The sequence below is a fragment of the Pseudomonas eutrophicaquae genome, from assembly GCF_023544715.1.
Lineage (GTDB): Bacteria > Pseudomonadota > Gammaproteobacteria > Pseudomonadales > Pseudomonadaceae > Geopseudomonas.
In genome coordinates, this window is record NZ_JAMJEZ010000008.1 from 76,396 (window position 1) to 93,078 (window position 16,683).

Here is a 16,683-nt window from a genome sequence, read left to right on the forward strand (position 1 = left end):
GCCGGCAGGACTTGGCCGCCTGCGGTGATCTGCGGATACTGTCGCGCCACGTTCATCCCTCCTGCCGAGATGTGCCATGACTGCCCGAATCCTGCTGCTGGCCCTGGCCGGCCTGACCCTCACCGCCTGCGACAGCATTGACCCGAACTCGCCGCTCGGCCAGCGCAAGGCGCTGTTCCAGCAGATGCTCAGAACCAGCGAGGATATGGGCGGCATGCTGCGCGGGCGCGTCGGCTTTGATGAGCGGCGCTTCGCCGAGCAGGCTGTCTTGCTCGACAACCTGTCGCGTCAGCCCTGGCAGCACTTCCCCCAGGTGCGCGAGGAGAACAGCAGTGCCCGTGATGAGCTGTGGCAGCGCCGCGAGCGCCTCGATGCACTGGCGCGTGATCTGGAAGCGCGCACCGCCGAGCTGGTGGTTGCGGTCAGTCAGCCGCCCTTGCAGCCGCGCGCGCTGGGTGAGCCGTTTGCCCGCGTCGAGCAGGCCTGCAAGGCCTGTCATGAGGAGTTCCGCATCTATTAATGCGTAGCTTCAGCAAACCCGGCGATGCCGGCAGCCTGTAGCTGAGTCGCCAGCTGCGTGACCTCGGGATCGGCAAAGAACGCCACCAGCGCCTGCGCCTCGCCGGTATGCGCGCCGAGGTTTTGCCAGTCTTGCCGTGTGCGCGCCTGCAGGGCGGGCCAGTCCTGTGCATGGCCGGCCAGGTGGGTCGCCGGCATGCCCAGCGCCCGCAGCCAGACGGGCAAGGGTTGCTGGCGGGCCTGTTGCTGGGCCTGCTGCAACTGTCGGCGCCGCTGCGCGCCAAGGCCGGGGACGCGGCTCAGCGTGGCATCATCCAGCGTCAGCCAGGCGAGTAGCCCGCTCTCGAGCAATCCCGCTTCGCGCAGTGTCTGCCAGGTGCCCGGACCGATGCCGCGCAGCCCCAGACCCTGGCGGCTGCCCAGCCAGCGCAGGCGGGCGAGAAACTGCATCTGGCAGCCCTCCGTGGGCCGCCAGCAGCTCAGAGCGTGGTAGCGGGACGGCTCAGGTATCGGCAGTGACGCCCGCGTCTCGCTGCGCCACAGCACCTGCTCAAGGCGCGGAATGCTCTGCCCGGCCAGTGCGATGGCGACCTGATCGCCGGGGCGGATATCCAGTGCCTGCCAGCGCTGCAGTGAGCCGACACTGACCCGGCGAATCTGCCGTTCATCCAGCTGCACCGCCTGCAGGTGCAGCAGCACGGTGATCCGCCCGCGGCGCCCGACCCGAAATTCCACCCCACGCACCTGGGTCATGGCCTGACGGGGCGGATACTTCCAGGCGATGGCCCAGCTGGGCGGTCGTGCCTGCCAGTGCGAGGCCGCCGGGCGCTGATCGCTGCGGATCACCACGCCATCGGTGGCAAACGGCAGTGCGCTGCGATGCCAGTGCTGGCGCCATTCGGCGATCTGCTCGGCCCGGGTGACCGGATGGCTGTAGGTGGCCGTGTCCAGACCTGCAGCCTGTAACAGATGTAGGCGTGTCTCCATCGATGCCGGCCCGCTCGGCCAGTCCCAGACGAACAGGCCGATCCGCGCCGCCTGCGCCGGATCGAGCGGCTGGCGCGCCAGGGCACCGACCACCTGAGCGCGCGCGCCGCGTCCGCCTTCGCGGGCCTGCACATGATCATCCAGCCGCCAGTACAGCTCGCCCTGCAGCACCTGCTCGCCGGGTGCGACCGCAAAGCGTGGAGGGATGGCGGCAATCTGCTGCGCCTGGGCCGTCCAGTCCTGACCATGACGACCATCGCCCCGGCTGATCACCTGAGCCAGCTGCCCGTTGCGATAGATCAGGCTGACCGCGACACCGTCCACCTTGGGCTGCACCCAGAGCGCGTGGCGCCCTTGCAGCCAGCGTGACAGGGCGTGCTGATCGGCGAGTTTGTCCAGTCCGGTCTGCGCAACCGGATGCGCCAGCGGCCCGGCTACGGTGGTCTGTGCCGCCGTTGTGACCGCGCTGCCGGGAAAACACCCGAGCCAGGCGTCACGCTGCGCGCGGGCCTGATCGTAGACATCATCGCTGACCGGGCTGTGCCCCTTGTTCTGGTAGGCCTGCTCCCACTGCGCCAGGCGTGTGTTCAGCGCCTGCAGCTCGCGGGCGGCGCGGGCCTTCGACCAGTCGGGGCAGGCGGCGTGGGCGGGCAGGCTGAGCAGCAGAAGGAGTGCGAGGGGGAGGCGGGAGGTCAGCATGGCAAGGCTCGGCAGGGGGTAGATTCCTGAGCCTAGAAGCCCCGTTACGGCGTGCCTGTGGCGCTGTGCGCACTCTGCATCAGCCATGTGTGCGGGTGTCCACAAAATGCGCGATGGGCCGTCGTGTGCGCTGTTTTCCTTCCACGCGCTGGGTGATAGGCGGGAGGGCTTCGCCGTGGCTGCTTTGGCCCGCTGAGTGAGGGGACGAATCCCGACTTGCGAGTTTTTATGCACGCACGTGCGTGCGGGGAGTTTACTCGCGGCGACGAATGGTTATAATGCGCGCCATTGCCGGTATAGCTCAGCTGGTAGAGCAACTGACTTGTAATCAGTAGGTCCCGGGTTCAATTCCTGGTGCCGGCACCAAGAAAATCAACGACTTAGGCTCGCAGCGATGCGGGCCTTTGTTGTTTCTGGGGTCTGATACCCCGATTTGGTCACAGCTTTGGTCACAGCTTCTCGGTTGGTTGAACTGCTGGTCACAGCTTCTCGACCTCGACCAGCCCCTCGACCAACACCAGCACGACAGCCGCCTCGACGCCGACCAAGGTGTGACGCTGCTACTACGAAAATTTCGTAGTAGTCCGGGCGGCGCAGCGCCAGGACTTCCACCACTGGTGGATGTTCCCCAGCAGGTCACAGCCCCAACTGCTCGACGATCTCCTCCGGCCCGGCACCACGTCGCAGCAGTCGGCGCGCAGCAGTGACCAGCCGCTCGACGGCGCGGGCCTCGGCGCGATCTGCCAGGGTCACAGCATGGCGGGCTATCGCCTTGGCGATCAGCGCCGGGTTGGTGTCAGGCGCCAGCATGGCCAGCGCCTCCCGGCTGGCCTGTGCCACGGTCTGCTGCTCGATGCGCTCCCCCTCTGCGGCGGCGGCTCGGGCGATCCGGGCAGCCAGCGCCAAGGGGATCGGCTCGGGCTGGCGCTCGGGCAGGTAGTCGCGGCGGATGATGCTCATGGGCTGGCCTCTCTGGCGGTTGGTGTTGGTGCCGGTTACTGCAACGGTGATGTAACGGCACTGAGCGTTACCAGGCGCGGGGTGATCCCGCCACCTACCCGCTGGCAATGTACGATTTTCGTACTTTAAAACCCCGAATTCCGGGTATTTACGGAAGCCCTCGCGCGCACGCGCGCGCACAACGGGAAATTTCCGGGTTTGCGATGAAAGAAAGGGGACGGGGCGGTATTGCTGCGGGGACCCTCAGACTTTTGCACCGCCCTCCCGCCTCGAAAAAACGCGGCGGGTCCTTCCCAGCGTAATCCGCTCCCGCTGGGGGGCGGGTGATCCAGCCGCCAGCGGCGGGCAGATGGCCGTGACCTGCTGGCGTCCGTCTGCTGGGCTATGCTCCAGATCCACCAAGGGAGGCACTGAACATGGATGTGATGTGGGAACTTGCCATAGTGGCGCTGGCGCAGGGATTCATTGTGGCGATGGGGGCCGGGCTTGGCCTGCTGCTGGTCGGGCCGCTGCTGCTGCGGGTGCTCGATGCGTTGGCGGCTTGGCGGCTGCGGCGGATGAAGTAAGTGCCAGCGGGCTGGCCGTCACAGCCCCAGCTGCCAGCGGACTTGCTCGATGGTCTGGCCGACTCGCAGGTGGCGGCGGGCCGCGTGGATCATTTCATCTAGCGCCTTGTCCTCGAACTCCTCCGCCATCGTGGCAGCCTTGCGGGCGATCAGCAGCGCCAGCTCAGGCGGGAACTCCACCGGCTTGACCGGCTCTAGGTAGTCGCGTTCGATGATTGACATGGTGTCGGCCTCGCTGCTGGTCGGATGCCGCCATTATCCCATGGCGTAGAAGATCAGCAGCGGGCGCGCTGGCGCTCGGGCATAGGATGGGCTAGGGGTCGATGGCTTCCGCGCCTCTAGCGGCCTCTGCGGGCCTGCTGGCGGGGCTTTGCGGGTGATCCGGCACTGGAACCACGGGCGCGGCGATTGGCTCGCATATAGCGAAAGGTCGAGGTCGCACTTACCCGCGCGGGGTGGTGGTGGTTCCCAGTACCTTGACCGGGGGTGGACTCGACGGCCAGCTCGACGCCGGCCTCGACGGTGGTGTGCAGCCATCCGTGGCAGCGGTGGATCAGTCCATTGGTGTGTTGTCATACCGCTGGCGCAGATCAGCACCAGCGGCGCAGTAGCGGCCCGTGGCGGCATGGCAGGCGCGGCAGGTCATCAGGTGGCTGGTGTATGCCGCATCAGCTTCTTGCCAGGCTGCAGACGCCGTTGCGGCGGTGCGGGTGAACCGCTGCGGCTCGACCTCCTCCTCGACGATGCGCTCGACCGGCTGCTCGACCGGCTGCGGGCGGTTGATCCATGCCGGGCTGCTGCGGATCGTGTCGGCGACCTGACTCGCATCAGTACCGGCCAGCCCGGCAAGGTCGTGCTGCTCCAGATGCCCGCCTTCCAGCAGCTCGGCAGGCCGGGTGCCGAGCAGACGGGCGACACGGGCAAGCCAGACGCTCGACGGTGGCGGCGGTGATGCAGGCGCAGCGAGGGTGCCAGCCAGCGCCTTGACGATCTCCTCCTCAGCGAGCAGACGCTCGACACCAGGAACGGCCACCGGCTCGACGCGCGCAGCAGCCACGCCGAAAACCGGGCGATCCGCTCCAGTGATGCCGCACTGGATAACCTCGCCGCTATCCTGCAGCAGCAACCACAGCCAGGTGCTCGACGGCATCGGATCGTTGGCGGCGGCGACCAGCAGCTCGACCAGCTCGACCTTGTGCGCAGTCAGATCAGCGAGCAGGTCGGCGGACGGCTGGCGCTCGGCACGCAACAGCAGCCGCCCATCCTGCCCGACCGCCATCTCGACGCCGGCCTCGGTAGCGCGGCGGATCAGCTCGGCGGCGGTCATAGCGACAGCTCCCACTGCTCATCGGCATCTGCGGACGCCGGGGGCTGCGGATTCTGCGGATTCTGCGGAAGGCCGCGTGGTTGCTGGGTTTCAGCTTGCGGAAGGTTTGCGGAAGTTTGCGGAAGCTCTGCGGAAGCCGGACGGGCTGCGGGGGTGATCCGCGCAACTTCCGCAACTTTCCGCAAATCTTCCGCAATCGCAAAGCCGCGTGGCTGCTGGGTTTCCGCAGAATCCGCAGCTTCCGCAAGGGGGTTGAGCCTGAATTGCTTGCCGTCGCTGCTCAGAAGGTGGTGATGCCGCACCAGGACAGCGAGAACCCGGTCGCGCACCTTGGCCGAACGCATCGCAGCCGGCCCCGACTTGCCCAGGTCATTGGCGTGGAACTCCCCCCACTTCTTCACGCGCTTCTGGTCGCGCAGCCAGGCCATAAGCTCGACGGCCTTCTGCAGATCAGGATCAACCGCGCCGGCATCGGTGTAGCGCAGCCATTCGCTCAGGGAGTAGCGCGCCAGGGCGCACGCGCGGCGCATGCAATCGCCGTCGATATGCTCGATACCCTCGAAGCAGCCCAGCACGGCAGCCAGGCGCAACGCCTGCTCGGCTCCTCGACGGGCAAACGGTTTCAGGCCGGAGAACTTGCCGAGCGGCCCGAGGTCGCTTTCGATCTCGTTGCGGAAGCTCACCCATGCCTGCTTTGCCTCTGCATCAGGCATCAGCACGGGCGGCGCGACCTCGCCGGTTTCCGGGTCGATATGCTCCGGGCTGGCGGCGATCTCTTTGCAGCGCGACCAGTACGCTTGCAGACGCGGGTCGGCATAGGCGCTGCGCTCCAGTGACTCGACGGTGATGAAGCAGGTTCCCGCCAGGCTATCCGGTGCGGCGAGCAGGAAGCGCGCCAGGAAGCCTTGCCCGATCAGCAGTGGATTGCTCAACGTCTCGGCAACGGCTACCGGCTGCGCCAGCAGGTGAATGCTCAAGCGGCGGTTGTAGGCCACGCCTGAGCCTTCCGCGTTGCCCTTGGAGCGGGTGCGCTCGAAGTGGCCATCGTCAAAGCCCTTGGTCAGCCCTCCGAGTGTCGCGCCCACGGTGTCAGACTTGAGCGAGTGACCGCCTAGCATCTGCCCGCCTTCGTCCGTGTCCCAGCTCGCCGCCGGCATGCCTCGGATGAAGTCGCCGGCCAGCGGCTCGAAAGTCGCATCGCTGTATTGGGTCTTGGGATCGGGCGGCAGCGGATGGGCGGCCAGGAACTCCTCACGCGCCTTGCCCTTCAGCCCGGCAGCCATTGCCTCGACCTCCGCGCAGGCTTGGCGCCAGCGGGTGCGCGCCTCCTTTTCCGCTTCGTCGATTGTCTTGAAGGCCAGCTTCCGCGCGCTCGACTTGCCTTCCCCAGAGCCGAACAGCGACAGCATGAACAGCGAGCAGGACGCACCTCCCGTCCTGCCCATCGGGTGCCATGCGTTGACGCGGGTCTGCGCCAGGTGGGTGACTGCGCCGACAACGCACTGCCCAGCGATGGCGGCAGGCACCATTGCGTGCTCGACGATGGCCTCGACTGCGCGGCGCATTTCGTAGGTCAGGGCGTCTACCGGGTAGGGTGTCGGCGGCGCGGTGTCCGGCAGCAACGGTTGCGGTGCCGGCCCGGTCTGAATCTCAGTCATCAGTGGCGCAGTCATGCCCGGCCCTCCGTCCACAGGTGCAAATCGTTGAAGTCGCTCAGATGCAGCGGCGCGTCATCCGGCCAGGCCGGCAGGACGTACCCGCAACCGAGCTGAGCAGCCGCATGGATCGCCGCCAGCTTGCCCGCGTTGGGCTTGCCCTCGGCTTCCTTGGCGCGGTCATCGTCACCGCCGACGATCAGCACGGCATCGGGATAGCGGCGCTTCAGCTCAAAACCGGCTGGCAGCAAGTTTCCCGAACTCATTGCAGCGGCCACCGGCTTGCCGGTCTGCTCGTGCAGGGTGGCGGCGGTGGCGATGCCCTCGACGATCAGCAGCTCGACGCCGGCCTCGATACGTCCGAACGGGCAGTAGCAGCCGGTGATCCTCCCGCCAGGCAGGAACCGCTTGGAGCCATCGGCAGTGATGCGCTGAAGGTTGACCACTTCCCCGCGCCAGCAGATCGGAGCGAGCAGCAGGTCGCCGAGCTGGCGCAGGTGGTGCGGCCTGATGCCCTTGCGGGCCAGGTACGGGTGATCGGGGTCAGGCAGGCCAGCGAGGGCGAAGTCGCGACGTGCTCGGGCGGCAGCACGATCCCAGCCGGCCTGCCGCTCTGCGTCGGCCTTGCGCTGGCGCTGGTCACGCTGGCGGGCGATGCGCTGGCGCTCGGCCTCCTCGGCGAGCAGGTCGCGCTTGGGCAGGTCGCCGCCGAACGGCAGTCCGAGCTGCTGGGCAATCATGCGGGCGGCATCGGCCTGCCGGCAGCCGCGCAGGTAGGCCAGCAGCGATACAAGGTCGCCGCCTTTGTCGCCGCTGGCGAAGTCGAGCCAGGTGCCGGAGTGCAGGTTGATGCTGAAGCTGCCCGGCTGGCGGTCGCCGCGTACCGGGTTGGTCGGCCAGTACTCTTTCCCCTTGCGGGTGCCGTCCGGCAGCCAGTCGGCGAGCAGGTGGTCAGCCTGCTGCAGAGCGGCATCAGCGATGCGCTGAATCTCGAAGTGAAGGGTCATCAGTGCAGGCCCTCCGGCGCTTCGTGAACGTCCAGGCGGGCAGCGTCCAGAGCCTTGAGCAGCGTGTCACGACCCAAGCCCTTGGCTTGCAGGATCGTGCTCAGGCACAGCCAGGCGGCCATCGTGACAACTTCGGACGGGGTGTTGCTGGCGCGGGCATAGCCGACGATCAGCGGGAGTAACTGCTCGAAGATGAACGGCTCGTGATCCTCGACGCGGTGGGTGGTGTAGGTGGTCATTTCGACACCTCCACCAGCCAGTACAGGGCGATCAGCGCCAGCGGGATCAGTACGCCGACGAACTCCTCGACGGTGAACAGCGACAGGACGCTGGCTTTCTTCAGGCCGAACGATGCCGGCCCCGCCACGCGGCGGAGTTGTTGGGTAGGCATGGGTTAAGCCTCCGACTGCTGGGTCAGGAAGGCTTCGACGGCCTCAACCGGCCAGCGAACCGAGCGGCCGAAGCGGACGGCACGCGGGAAGCCGGCAGTCTTCGACCAGCGCCACCAAGTCGTGCGGCTGACGGTGTAGCGGGTGCAGAGCTGTGCGGTAGTGGCGAAGGTGCCGGGAATCGGCAGGTTGGGTGCTGCGGTGGTGTTGCAGGTGGCAGTCTGTGCCATAGGTAGGTTCTCCAAATGGAGTTGAAGAACCCGAGGGTGCGATCAGGATGCCACCGGAACCGCTCGACGGATCGTATGCGCTAATGCACAACAATCCGTTGAAATTCTGCGTCCCACGCAATACCTTTGTGTATGGGTGAACCCATAGTTCGCTCATCTGAAGCCCTCTCAAAAGCTTCTCCCCTCGGGGTGTACTGGCTTGCTGGTATGCGCGGACGTTGCGAGCGTCCTTCCCGGATCAGCCCCCGAGCATTGCGAGTGCCGGGGGCTTTTCTTTGTCTGCATTCCAGCGGCGACAATCTACCTCGACTCTACGTCTCATCGGCCACCAAAGGGCGGCGAGTCGTTTCATCTTGGCGCAATGTTTCAGCCAGCGGTTTGGATGGTAACGGCGCGTTTTAAGATTTTCTAGGGCACCAAAAATCCCTTATGCCTTGATGCACTGGATATTTTTGTCCACCCCGTACCATTGCGTACCAATACGTATCAATGCATGCAGTTACATTTTGGGGAGTGCGATTCCGTGAAACATTTTGTTTCAATTCACTTCCTCCTCGACAGCTTCACCACGTTGTCGGCCTGCCCCTCTCCCAGCACCTTGGCGAGCGCCCGGTCGAACAGTTCGATGGCGCGTTGCTTCTCCGGCAATGCTGCCTCGGGGTTGTTGCGGTAGTGCAGGTTCGCCACGCCGGTCTGGCCATGCGCTTGGAGCAGGTCAGACAGTTGGTCGCTGACGCCGTGCTTCTGCATCAGTTGGGCGCAGGTGCGGCGCAGGTCGCGCGGCGAGAAGCTGGGCGCCTGCTTTCCGTCGATAACCGCGTGCTCCGACTGCAGCCAGTCGGCGATGGCATGGCGCGGGCTGCTGACGACGATGTGCTGCTTTCCGGTGGTGGTCCACGGCCAGGGGTGGCAGCCGTTGATCTCTCTCACGCGCTCCAGAATGGCGACGGCGCGCGGCGACAGCGGTACAAGGTGCGGCCTGCTCATCGTCTGGCCTCCGCGCCCCTTGCGGTGGATCAGCCGCACGGTGCCGGCTTCCAGGTCGTAGTCATCCCAAGTGGTCTGGCAGACGTTGAGAATGCGTTGCCCGCCTGTGGCAATGACGAACTTGAACAACAGCGCCATGACCGGCCCGACGCCTTCGGTGGCTTCGATGGTTTCCCAGAGCTGGCGCAGCTCGGCATCCGACAGCGCCCGGGTGGCTGGCGCTGACACCTTCTCGACCGCCACCACGGTGGCCGGGTTGCTCTCCAGATGGTAGCTCTTGGCATTCGACCTGCCGACCGCGTTCTCGGCTCGCAGGCCATGATTGAATGCCGCCGACAGGAACGAACGCATACGCTCGGCCTGAACCTTTGCGCCGCGCTCCCAGATCGGATTGAGAATGTCGAGGATGTGGTCGGGGCGAATGTCGCGCGCCTTCATCGCCATGATGCTAGGGTGCGGGCCAACCATGTTGGTCTGGTACAGCCGTTCCAGTTCCTTGACGACGCCGGGGGTGGCCTTCTCCCGGCGCGATTCGATGTAGTCGAGAAACAGCTCGCTGAAGGTGCCGCGTGACGCTTCGATCTCGGCTAGGCGCTGGCGCTCTTGGGCTTCCTCCTCCGCCTGCAGGCGTGCCGCCTCGACGGCGCGCTCGTGCTCGACTCGTGCTGCTTCTGCATCCGCTTCCAGCTTCGCCAGGTACGCCTTAACGTCGCCGTGCTCTTTGGCTATCTGCGCCATTGCGGCGGCCTTGTCGCGCAGCTCCGGCAGGGTGTGGCCGACTTCCCGAGCGGTGCGTCGATACGCCCCCAGCTTCACCAGCACTTGCTTGCCGGCCAGGTGATAGCGGTAGTAACAGACGGGTGCGCCATCGTTCGGACGCTTGAAGATCAGCGAACCCGTGCCGCGCCCGGGCAGGCTCTCGACCAGCGGCGAGCAGCCGGGCGTCATGCCTCGCACCTTCTGGTCGTTCACGGTCTTCGATGTGTTGCTCGCCATTGGTTGCCCCTCGGGTTTGGTCACAGCTTCTCGGGTTTTGGTCACAGCTTTGGTCACAGCTTCTCGGGTGACTGAAGGCTACAACGTGCAACAGGGCGAAACAACGGTTAAGGCTGAAAGTCTTGTATATCAAGGGCTTGGGCGATTTCGTGTTATCTGCTGAATCATGGAAAAACGCGGGGACAAGCCGCTTGTAATCAGTAGTTCACGGGTTCAACTCCTGGTGCCGGCACCAATAAAATCAACGACTTAGGCTCGCAGCGATGCGGGCCTTTGTTGTTTCTGGGGTCAGATGCCCCGATTTGCTCACAGTTTCTCGACCTCGACCAGTGGCTCGACGATCTCCCCAACGCCGATCTCGCCGGCCAGGGTGGTCGATTCCATGCGTACCCGCTCGACCGGCAACTGCTGAGCGTCCCTCCCTGCGGCCAGCGCAGCACTGCCGCCAGCGCCCGGATCAAGATCATGAGCATCCCTCTTGATCATCACAAATTAATTGAGTTTGTTTCATCATCATCCTGCCAAGGAGAATGCCGCCGTCCAATCTGACAGGAGGTTTCCCCATGGCTCTGGCCCACACCCTCGGCTTTCCACGCATCGGCCGCGACCGCGAGCTGAAGAAGGCGCTGGAAGCGTACTGGAAAGGCGAACTTGACGAGGCCGGCCTGCGGGCCGTCGGCCGCACGCTGCGAGCCGCCCACTGGCAGGCCCAGCAGGACGCCGGCATCGCGCTGCTGCCCGTCGGCGACTTCGCCTGGTACGACCAGGTACTGACCCATTCGCTGACCTTCGGCGTGATTCCCGAGCGCTTTCGCCCGGCCGAAGGCACCCCGCCAGGCCTCGACACCCTGTTCGCCATGGCCCGCGGCGTCGACGCCTCCCGCTGCGCCGCAGGTTTTGCCCAGGAAATGACCAAGTGGTTCGATACCAACTACCACTACCTGGTCCCCGAATTCACCGCCGAGCAGACCTTCACCCTGAGCTGGGAGCAGCTGTTCGAGGAAGTCGCTGAGGCCCAGGCGCTCGGGCATCGGGTCAAGCCGGTGCTGATCGGTCCGCTGACCTACCTGTGGCTGGGCAAGTGCAAAGGCGGCAGCTTCGATCGCCTGCAGCTGCTCGAGCGCCTGCTGCCGCTGTACGGGGAAATCTTCCGTCGCCTGGCGGCGCAGGGGGTCGAATGGGTGCAGATCGATGAGCCGATCCTGGTGCTTGACCTGCCCCAGGACTGGAAGAATGCCTTCGAGCGCGCCTACCACCTGCTGCAGCGCGAGCCGCTGAAAAAGCTGGTGGCCACCTACTTCGGCGCCCTGGACGACAACCTGGGACTGGCCGCCGGCCTTCCGGTGGAAGGCCTGCACGTTGATCTGGTCCGTGCCCCCGAGCAGTTCCCGCAGATCCTCGATCGCCTGCCGGCCTACAAGGTGCTGTCCCTTGGGCTGGTCAATGGCCGCAACATCTGGCGCTGCGACCTTGAGGCCGCCCTCGATACAGCCCGCCAGGCCGCGCAGCGGCTCGGTGAGCGGCTGTGGATCGCGCCATCCTGCTCGCTGCTGCACTGCCCGGTTGACCTGCAGCGCGAGGATCAGCTCGATGGCGAGCTCAAGCGCTGGCTGGCCTTTGCCGTGCAGAAGTGCACCGAGGTGGCGCTGCTGGCGCAGGCCATCAACCAACCCGAGGCCCCTGAAGTCCACGCGGCCCTGGCCCTGAGCCGCGAGGTGCAGGCCAGTCGTGCGGCCTCGGCCCGCATCCACAAGCCGCAGGTCCAGGCCCGTGTGGCAGCCATCACCGCCAGTGACAGCCAGCGGGCCACGCCGTTTGCCACGCGCATCGCCCGCCAGCGGGCGGCCTGCGCGCTGCCGGCCTTCCCGACCACCACGATCGGCTCCTTCCCGCAGACGCCGGCCATCCGTCAGGCCCGCCAGGCCTTCAAGGCCGGCCGCCTGAGCGCGGCGGAGTACACCCAGACCATGCAGGCGGAAATCCGCCACGCGGTGCAGGTGCAGGAGCGGCTCGGGCTGGACGTGCTGGTGCATGGCGAGGCGGAGCGCAACGACATGGTGGAGTACTTTGCCGAGCAGCTCGACGGCTACGCCCTGACCCGCTTTGGCTGGGTGCAGAGCTATGGCTCGCGCTGCGTCAAGCCGGCGGTCATCTACGGCGATCTGAGCCGTCCGCAGGCGATGACCGTGGAATGGATCAGCTACGCCCAGCGCTGCACCGCGCGACCGATGAAGGGCATGCTCACCGGGCCTGTGACCATGCTGATGTGGTCCTTCCCCCGCGAGGATGTCAGCCGCGAGGTGCAGGCCCGTCAGCTGGCGCTGGCGATCCGTGACGAGGTGCTGGACCTTGAGGCGGCCGGGATCCGCATCATCCAGATCGATGAGGCGGCCTTTCGCGAGGGGCTGCCGCTGCGCCGCGCCCAGTGGCAGGCCTATCTGGACTGGGCCAGCGAGGCCTTCCGCCTGACCGCCAGCGGCGTGCAGGACACGACGCAGATCCACACCCACATGTGCTACAGCGAGTTCAACGATGTGATCGAGGCCATCGCGGCGATGGATGCCGACGTGATCACCATCGAGACCTCGCGCTCGGACATGGAGCTGCTGTCGGCCTTCGAGCGCTTCGAGTACCCCAACGACATCGGCCCCGGCGTCTACGACATCCACTCGCCCAGGGTGCCGGCGGTGGCCGAGATGGTGGCGCTGATGCGCAAGGCCGCCCAGCGCATCCCGGCCGAGCGGCTGTGGGTCAACCCCGACTGCGGCCTGAAGACCCGCGGCTGGCCGGAGACCGAGGCGGCGCTGGTCAACATGGTGGCGGCGGCGCAGCAGTTGCGCGCCGAGCAGGCGGTGCAGGCCTGAGGGAGCACCCCGCCCCCGGTGGGGGCGGGGTGGTTTAACCGGCATTCAGGGCAAAGCGCACGCTCATCGGCTGACTGCCGCTGTGGCTTTGGTAGCTCAGTGTGCCGTGATAGCAAAACGGTGCGGCTTTGCCGTTTTCCAGCTTGTGTTCGCGCACAAACAGGTGAATGGCGATGCCCAGTGCCGCGTGCTGGATGATCTCACGGCCGCGCTTGCTGTCGGGCGAGGTCTGGTTTTGCGTCTGCCAGTGGAAGTGCTGCGCGTCGATCCAGTGATCGTGATAGCGCAGATCCATGGCTTTGCCCTGCTTGTTCAGGGTGACCAGCAACACATGGGCGCGGCGCTCGGCGATCACCACATGACCGCTGTTCCAGCTGCCGGGATTGAACGCGACACCAAACAGCGCCGGGATGTCCTCACGCATGAAGCGCTGGCCAATCTGCATTTCCAGCGGGTCGATCACCGCCTTCAGGCGGGCGAAGGTTCTGAACTGCTGCTGCAGTTCGGGGCTGACCAGAATGTCGGCATAGTCGGGGTTATAGGCCCGCAGGCGGTACTGGCCGCTGGGCTCCTTGAGCACCTGGCGCAGCAGGTATTGATTGTCGCCGGCCTCATCCTGGCGTTCGATGGCCAGCACTGAGCCGGTGATGCTGCCGCCGCGCTCGCCGCTGAGCACTTCCAGCAGCAGGTAATCACCATCACGGATCGGCTGTTTGCCGCCGTTCATCGAGTGGCCGACCGCCCGGGCCAGGCAGTGACGGCTGGGATCGAGGACACCATAGTGGCGCGCCAGGGTACGGCGTTCTGCATGATCAGCCCGGCTGCTGCGAAAATGCCCGCAGGCGATCTGCAGGCTGGGGAAATAGGCCAACTCCACCGCCTGCGGGCGCTGAGGCAGCGTCACGACGGATGCGGGCTCATGCTCTGCATCGGCGCTGGCGCGGCTCAGGCGGTAGTCGATCAACTCCTGCACCAGTGCGCTCAGCGGCTCCAGGGCGGCGTCTTCGACCATGAGGTTGGCGATGAGCTGCTCGTCCTCGAGGCTGAAATAACGCAGCCGGCACCAGGGGGCGATGGCGCTGCGTTGCCAGTACGCCGGCCAGTCGGCGGGCCTCTCGTGCGCATGACGGTAAGACTCAGGCAGTGCCCGCAGCAGGGCGCGTCGCCGCTGCAGAATCTGCCAGGCCTGTTCGGCCAGCGCGCTCAGGCTTACGGCATTGCGCCAGCCGTCCAGCTGCTGGAAGGCTTCAAGGGTCACCAGGGTATGGCCCTGATGCAGCGCGCTGGTTTCCAGCGTCTGCAAAAAGGCGCCGTGCACGTCGATCAGTTGGCGCTCGATCGGGCTCAGCGCGGCTTCGGTGCCGGCCTCATCCTCATGGGCGACCAGCGCAAACCAGTGGCCAAACAGCCGGCGCATCTCCTGCAGGCTGGCGCCGGCGCGGTAGAACTCGCTGAGGCTGGGGCGCCGGCCGAGGGTTTCACACAGGCTGCGGTACTCCTTGAGTACGCTGTCGCTGTCCAGTGATTTGAGGAAGTCGAGAAACGCGAGGTCGTAGTTGATGAAGCAGCCCTTGGGGAGGGCCAGTTGGCCCTGCTCGGCCTGTCTGGCGAAGTCGGCCAGCTGGCGGTGGTTCATGCTGTGGTTCATCAGTGCCATGGGCTTGTGCAGGAAGCTCCTGTGATTGGCGACAAAGTCGAGCACCACCAGGCGCTCCTTGCCCTCTGCGCGCCGCAAACCGCGGCCTAGCTGCTGCAAAAAGAGGATTTTCGATTCGGTCGGGCGCAGCAGCATCACCGTATCGATGCCTGGAAGATCGACCCCTTCATTGAAGAGATCGACGCAGAACAGCACCTGCAGTGTGCCGTTTTCCAGCCGCTCCAGTGCTTCACCCCGTGAGAGCACCGAGTCGGCATAGACGGCTGCGGCGCGGATCCCCTGCTCGCTGAAATAACGCGCCATGTAATCGGCGTGGCGGGTGGAGACGCAAAAGGCCAGCGTGCGTTGCTGGGCGTGCTGTTGCCAGTGTTGCAGGGCATGGCGGGCACGGCTCAGGGTGGCCAGCTTGCTGGCCAATAGCTCCGGGTCGAAGCGGCCGTTGCGCCAGGGGATCGCCTGATAGTCCACCTCGCTGTCCAAGATGCCGTAGTAATGGAACGGTACCAGCAGCTGCGCTTGCACCCCGCAGAACAGATTGCGCTGATAGACCAGGTTGTCATCACACAGGGCGAGGATGTCGGCATTGTCAGTGCGATCGGGGGTGGCGGTCAGGCCGAGCAGGAAGCCTGGGGTGAAATGCTGCAACAGGCGCCGATAGGTGGGGGCCGAGGCGTGGTGAAATTCATCCACCACCACATAGTCGAAGTGCTGCGGCGCAAAGCGCTCAAGATGTTCTGCCCGGCCCAGGGTTTGCACGGAGGCGCAGAGCCAATCGACCTGCGTGTCGCGTTGCTGGCCGCGGTAAAAACCGATGCGGGCACGGGGCTGGATGCGGGCAAAGGTGGCGGCCGCCTGATTGAGGATTTCCTCGCGGTGGGCGACGAAGAGTACCCGCTGTGCGCCCATCTGCTGTACATCAAAGGCGGCCAGCCAGGTTTTGCCCAGCCCGGTGGCCAGTACCACCAGACCGCGCTGATAGCCCTCGGCACGGGTGGCGCGCAGGGCCTCGAGGGCCTCGCATTGCAGTGGGTTCGGCGTGGGCGGCAGGTCGTTGTCGTGATGGTCCGGTGTGGGGCGATACGCGGTTTGGGCGCGGCGCTGCTGGTAATCGGCAATCCAGGCGTCGCTGAGCAGCGTGCTGCGGGGATGGTGAAACAGCGCCTCGAAGCGGCGCCGGGCTTCCAGATAGCCGTCATCGCCTGGGTAGTCGATGCGGTAGTTCCACTCCAGACCATGGCGCAGGGCCTGACGGCTGATGTTGCTGGAGCCGATGAACGCCCGCCCCCAGTCAGCACCGGCAAACAGATAGGCCTTGAGGTGGAAGCTGCTGCCCTGGCTTTCATAGATGCGCACCTCAGCGCCCTGTTCGGCCAGCAGCATCAGCAGGCGCAGCGCCTGTGGATCGGTGACTTCCAGATAGTCACTGGTGAGGATGCGCAGCTGCGCGGGCGGCAGTTGAGTGCCACGGTGCTGCAGGGCTTCCAGCAGGTCGGGGAGCAGTAGGCGCAGGCCGCTGACCTTGATGAAGGCCACCGCCATATCGATGTATTGGGCCTGATGGATCGCGGCACACAGGTGCGGCAGCAGGGGGTGATCCTCGCCACCGCTCACCAGTTTGAGGGGCGTATCAGCGGTGATGTTGCGGGGCGTATCCATGTTGGTGACCTGCGCTCTGCCTTGAGGGGCGCCACCATACCCAGCCTGGGAAACGCGGTAAAGGCCATGGGCGAGGCCGCCGCCGACTCAAGCGCCTGCGCTGGGCGTCGGCAAAAAAATTCACAGCCGCTGCATCCAAAGACGCTGCCGGCGGGTAGTCAGCATCAGGCAGCCGGAAGCTGCT

15 protein-coding genes and 1 tRNA gene are annotated in these 16,683 nt (G+C 65.8%); 4 read left to right on the forward strand and 12 right to left on the reverse strand.

The annotated features are described in order from the left end of the window. Positions 1–76 precede the first annotated feature (76 nt). A complete protein-coding gene (locus MXC11_RS05655; protein WP_250006398.1) occupies positions 77–520 on the forward strand; it encodes a c-type cytochrome in 444 nt (147 codons plus the stop codon). Here the strand turns inward: MXC11_RS05655 and ligB are convergent. After that, positions 517–2,202: an NAD-dependent DNA ligase LigB gene (gene ligB / locus MXC11_RS05660; RefSeq protein ID WP_462938105.1), complete on the reverse strand. Its 1,686-nt coding sequence runs from the start codon at positions 2,200–2,202 to the stop codon at positions 517–519. The genes MXC11_RS05655 and ligB overlap by 4 nt on opposite strands. 293 nt (positions 2,203–2,495) lie before the next feature. Between ligB and MXC11_RS05665 the strand changes: the two genes are divergently transcribed. After that, positions 2,496–2,571: transfer RNA gene (locus tag MXC11_RS05665), tRNA-Thr, on the forward strand. A gap of 270 nt (positions 2,572–2,841) precedes the next feature. Here the strand turns inward: MXC11_RS05665 and MXC11_RS05670 are convergent. Beyond that, positions 2,842–3,165, reverse strand: coding sequence for a hypothetical protein (locus MXC11_RS05670; RefSeq protein ID WP_250006403.1), 324 nt, complete (start codon positions 3,163–3,165; stop codon positions 2,842–2,844). Between the two features lie 416 nt (positions 3,166–3,581). On the opposite strand from MXC11_RS05670, the gene MXC11_RS05675 reads away from it, so the two are divergent. Then, a complete protein-coding gene (locus MXC11_RS05675) occupies positions 3,582–3,731 on the forward strand; it encodes a hypothetical protein (RefSeq protein ID WP_250006405.1) in 150 nt (49 codons plus the stop codon). Between the two features lie 18 nt (positions 3,732–3,749). Here the strand turns inward: MXC11_RS05675 and MXC11_RS05680 are convergent, their stop codons facing one another. The 9 genes from MXC11_RS05680 to MXC11_RS05720 all read right to left on the reverse strand — a co-directional run bounded on the left by MXC11_RS05680 (position 3,750) and on the right by MXC11_RS05720 (position 10,808). Continuing rightward, complete coding sequence (locus MXC11_RS05680) at positions 3,750–3,953, reverse strand: hypothetical protein (protein ID WP_250006406.1); 204 nt, start codon at positions 3,951–3,953, stop codon at positions 3,750–3,752. 331 nt (positions 3,954–4,284) lie between these two features. Further along, on the reverse strand, positions 4,285–5,058 hold the full coding sequence (locus tag MXC11_RS05685) for a hypothetical protein (protein ID WP_250006408.1): 774 nt from the start codon (positions 5,056–5,058) through the stop codon (positions 4,285–4,287). Beyond that, complete coding sequence (locus MXC11_RS05690; RefSeq protein ID WP_250006410.1) at positions 5,055–6,731, reverse strand: DUF3987 domain-containing protein; 1,677 nt, start codon at positions 6,729–6,731, stop codon at positions 5,055–5,057. Before MXC11_RS05690 ends, MXC11_RS05685 begins: the two co-directional genes overlap by 4 nt. Next, positions 6,728–7,720, reverse strand: coding sequence for a toprim domain-containing protein (locus MXC11_RS05695; RefSeq protein WP_250006412.1), 993 nt, complete (start codon positions 7,718–7,720; stop codon positions 6,728–6,730). Before MXC11_RS05695 ends, MXC11_RS05690 begins: the two co-directional genes overlap by 4 nt. Then, on the reverse strand, positions 7,720–7,959 hold the full coding sequence (locus MXC11_RS05700; protein ID WP_250006414.1) for a hypothetical protein: 240 nt from the start codon (positions 7,957–7,959) through the stop codon (positions 7,720–7,722). Before MXC11_RS05700 ends, MXC11_RS05695 begins: the two co-directional genes overlap by 1 nt. Further along, on the reverse strand, positions 7,956–8,111 hold the full coding sequence (locus tag MXC11_RS05705) for a hypothetical protein (protein ID WP_250006416.1): 156 nt from the start codon (positions 8,109–8,111) through the stop codon (positions 7,956–7,958). Before MXC11_RS05705 ends, MXC11_RS05700 begins: the two co-directional genes overlap by 4 nt. Positions 8,112–8,114: 3 nt before the next feature. Next, a complete protein-coding gene (locus MXC11_RS05710; protein WP_250006418.1) occupies positions 8,115–8,339 on the reverse strand; it encodes a helix-turn-helix transcriptional regulator in 225 nt (74 codons plus the stop codon). Positions 8,340–8,882: 543 nt separating this feature from the next. Continuing rightward, complete coding sequence (locus MXC11_RS05715; protein ID WP_250006420.1) at positions 8,883–10,322, reverse strand: tyrosine-type recombinase/integrase; 1,440 nt, start codon at positions 10,320–10,322, stop codon at positions 8,883–8,885. A 306-nt stretch (positions 10,323–10,628) separates the two neighbouring features. Beyond that, complete coding sequence (locus MXC11_RS05720; RefSeq protein WP_250006422.1) at positions 10,629–10,808, reverse strand: hypothetical protein; 180 nt, start codon at positions 10,806–10,808, stop codon at positions 10,629–10,631. A 77-nt stretch (positions 10,809–10,885) separates the two neighbouring features. Here MXC11_RS05720 and metE point away from each other — a divergent pair, with 77 nt between their 5' ends. Further along, positions 10,886–13,186 carry a 5-methyltetrahydropteroyltriglutamate--homocysteine S-methyltransferase gene (gene metE / locus MXC11_RS05725; RefSeq protein WP_250006424.1) on the forward strand — a complete coding sequence of 767 codons (2,301 nt, stop codon included), beginning with the start codon at positions 10,886–10,888 and terminating at the stop codon, positions 13,184–13,186. Positions 13,187–13,220: 34 nt separating this feature from the next. Here metE and MXC11_RS05730 read toward each other — a convergent pair whose 3' ends face one another. Continuing rightward, on the reverse strand, positions 13,221–16,499 hold the full coding sequence (locus MXC11_RS05730) for a DUF3427 domain-containing protein (protein ID WP_250006426.1): 3,279 nt from the start codon (positions 16,497–16,499) through the stop codon (positions 13,221–13,223). Positions 16,500–16,683 lie beyond the last annotated feature (184 nt).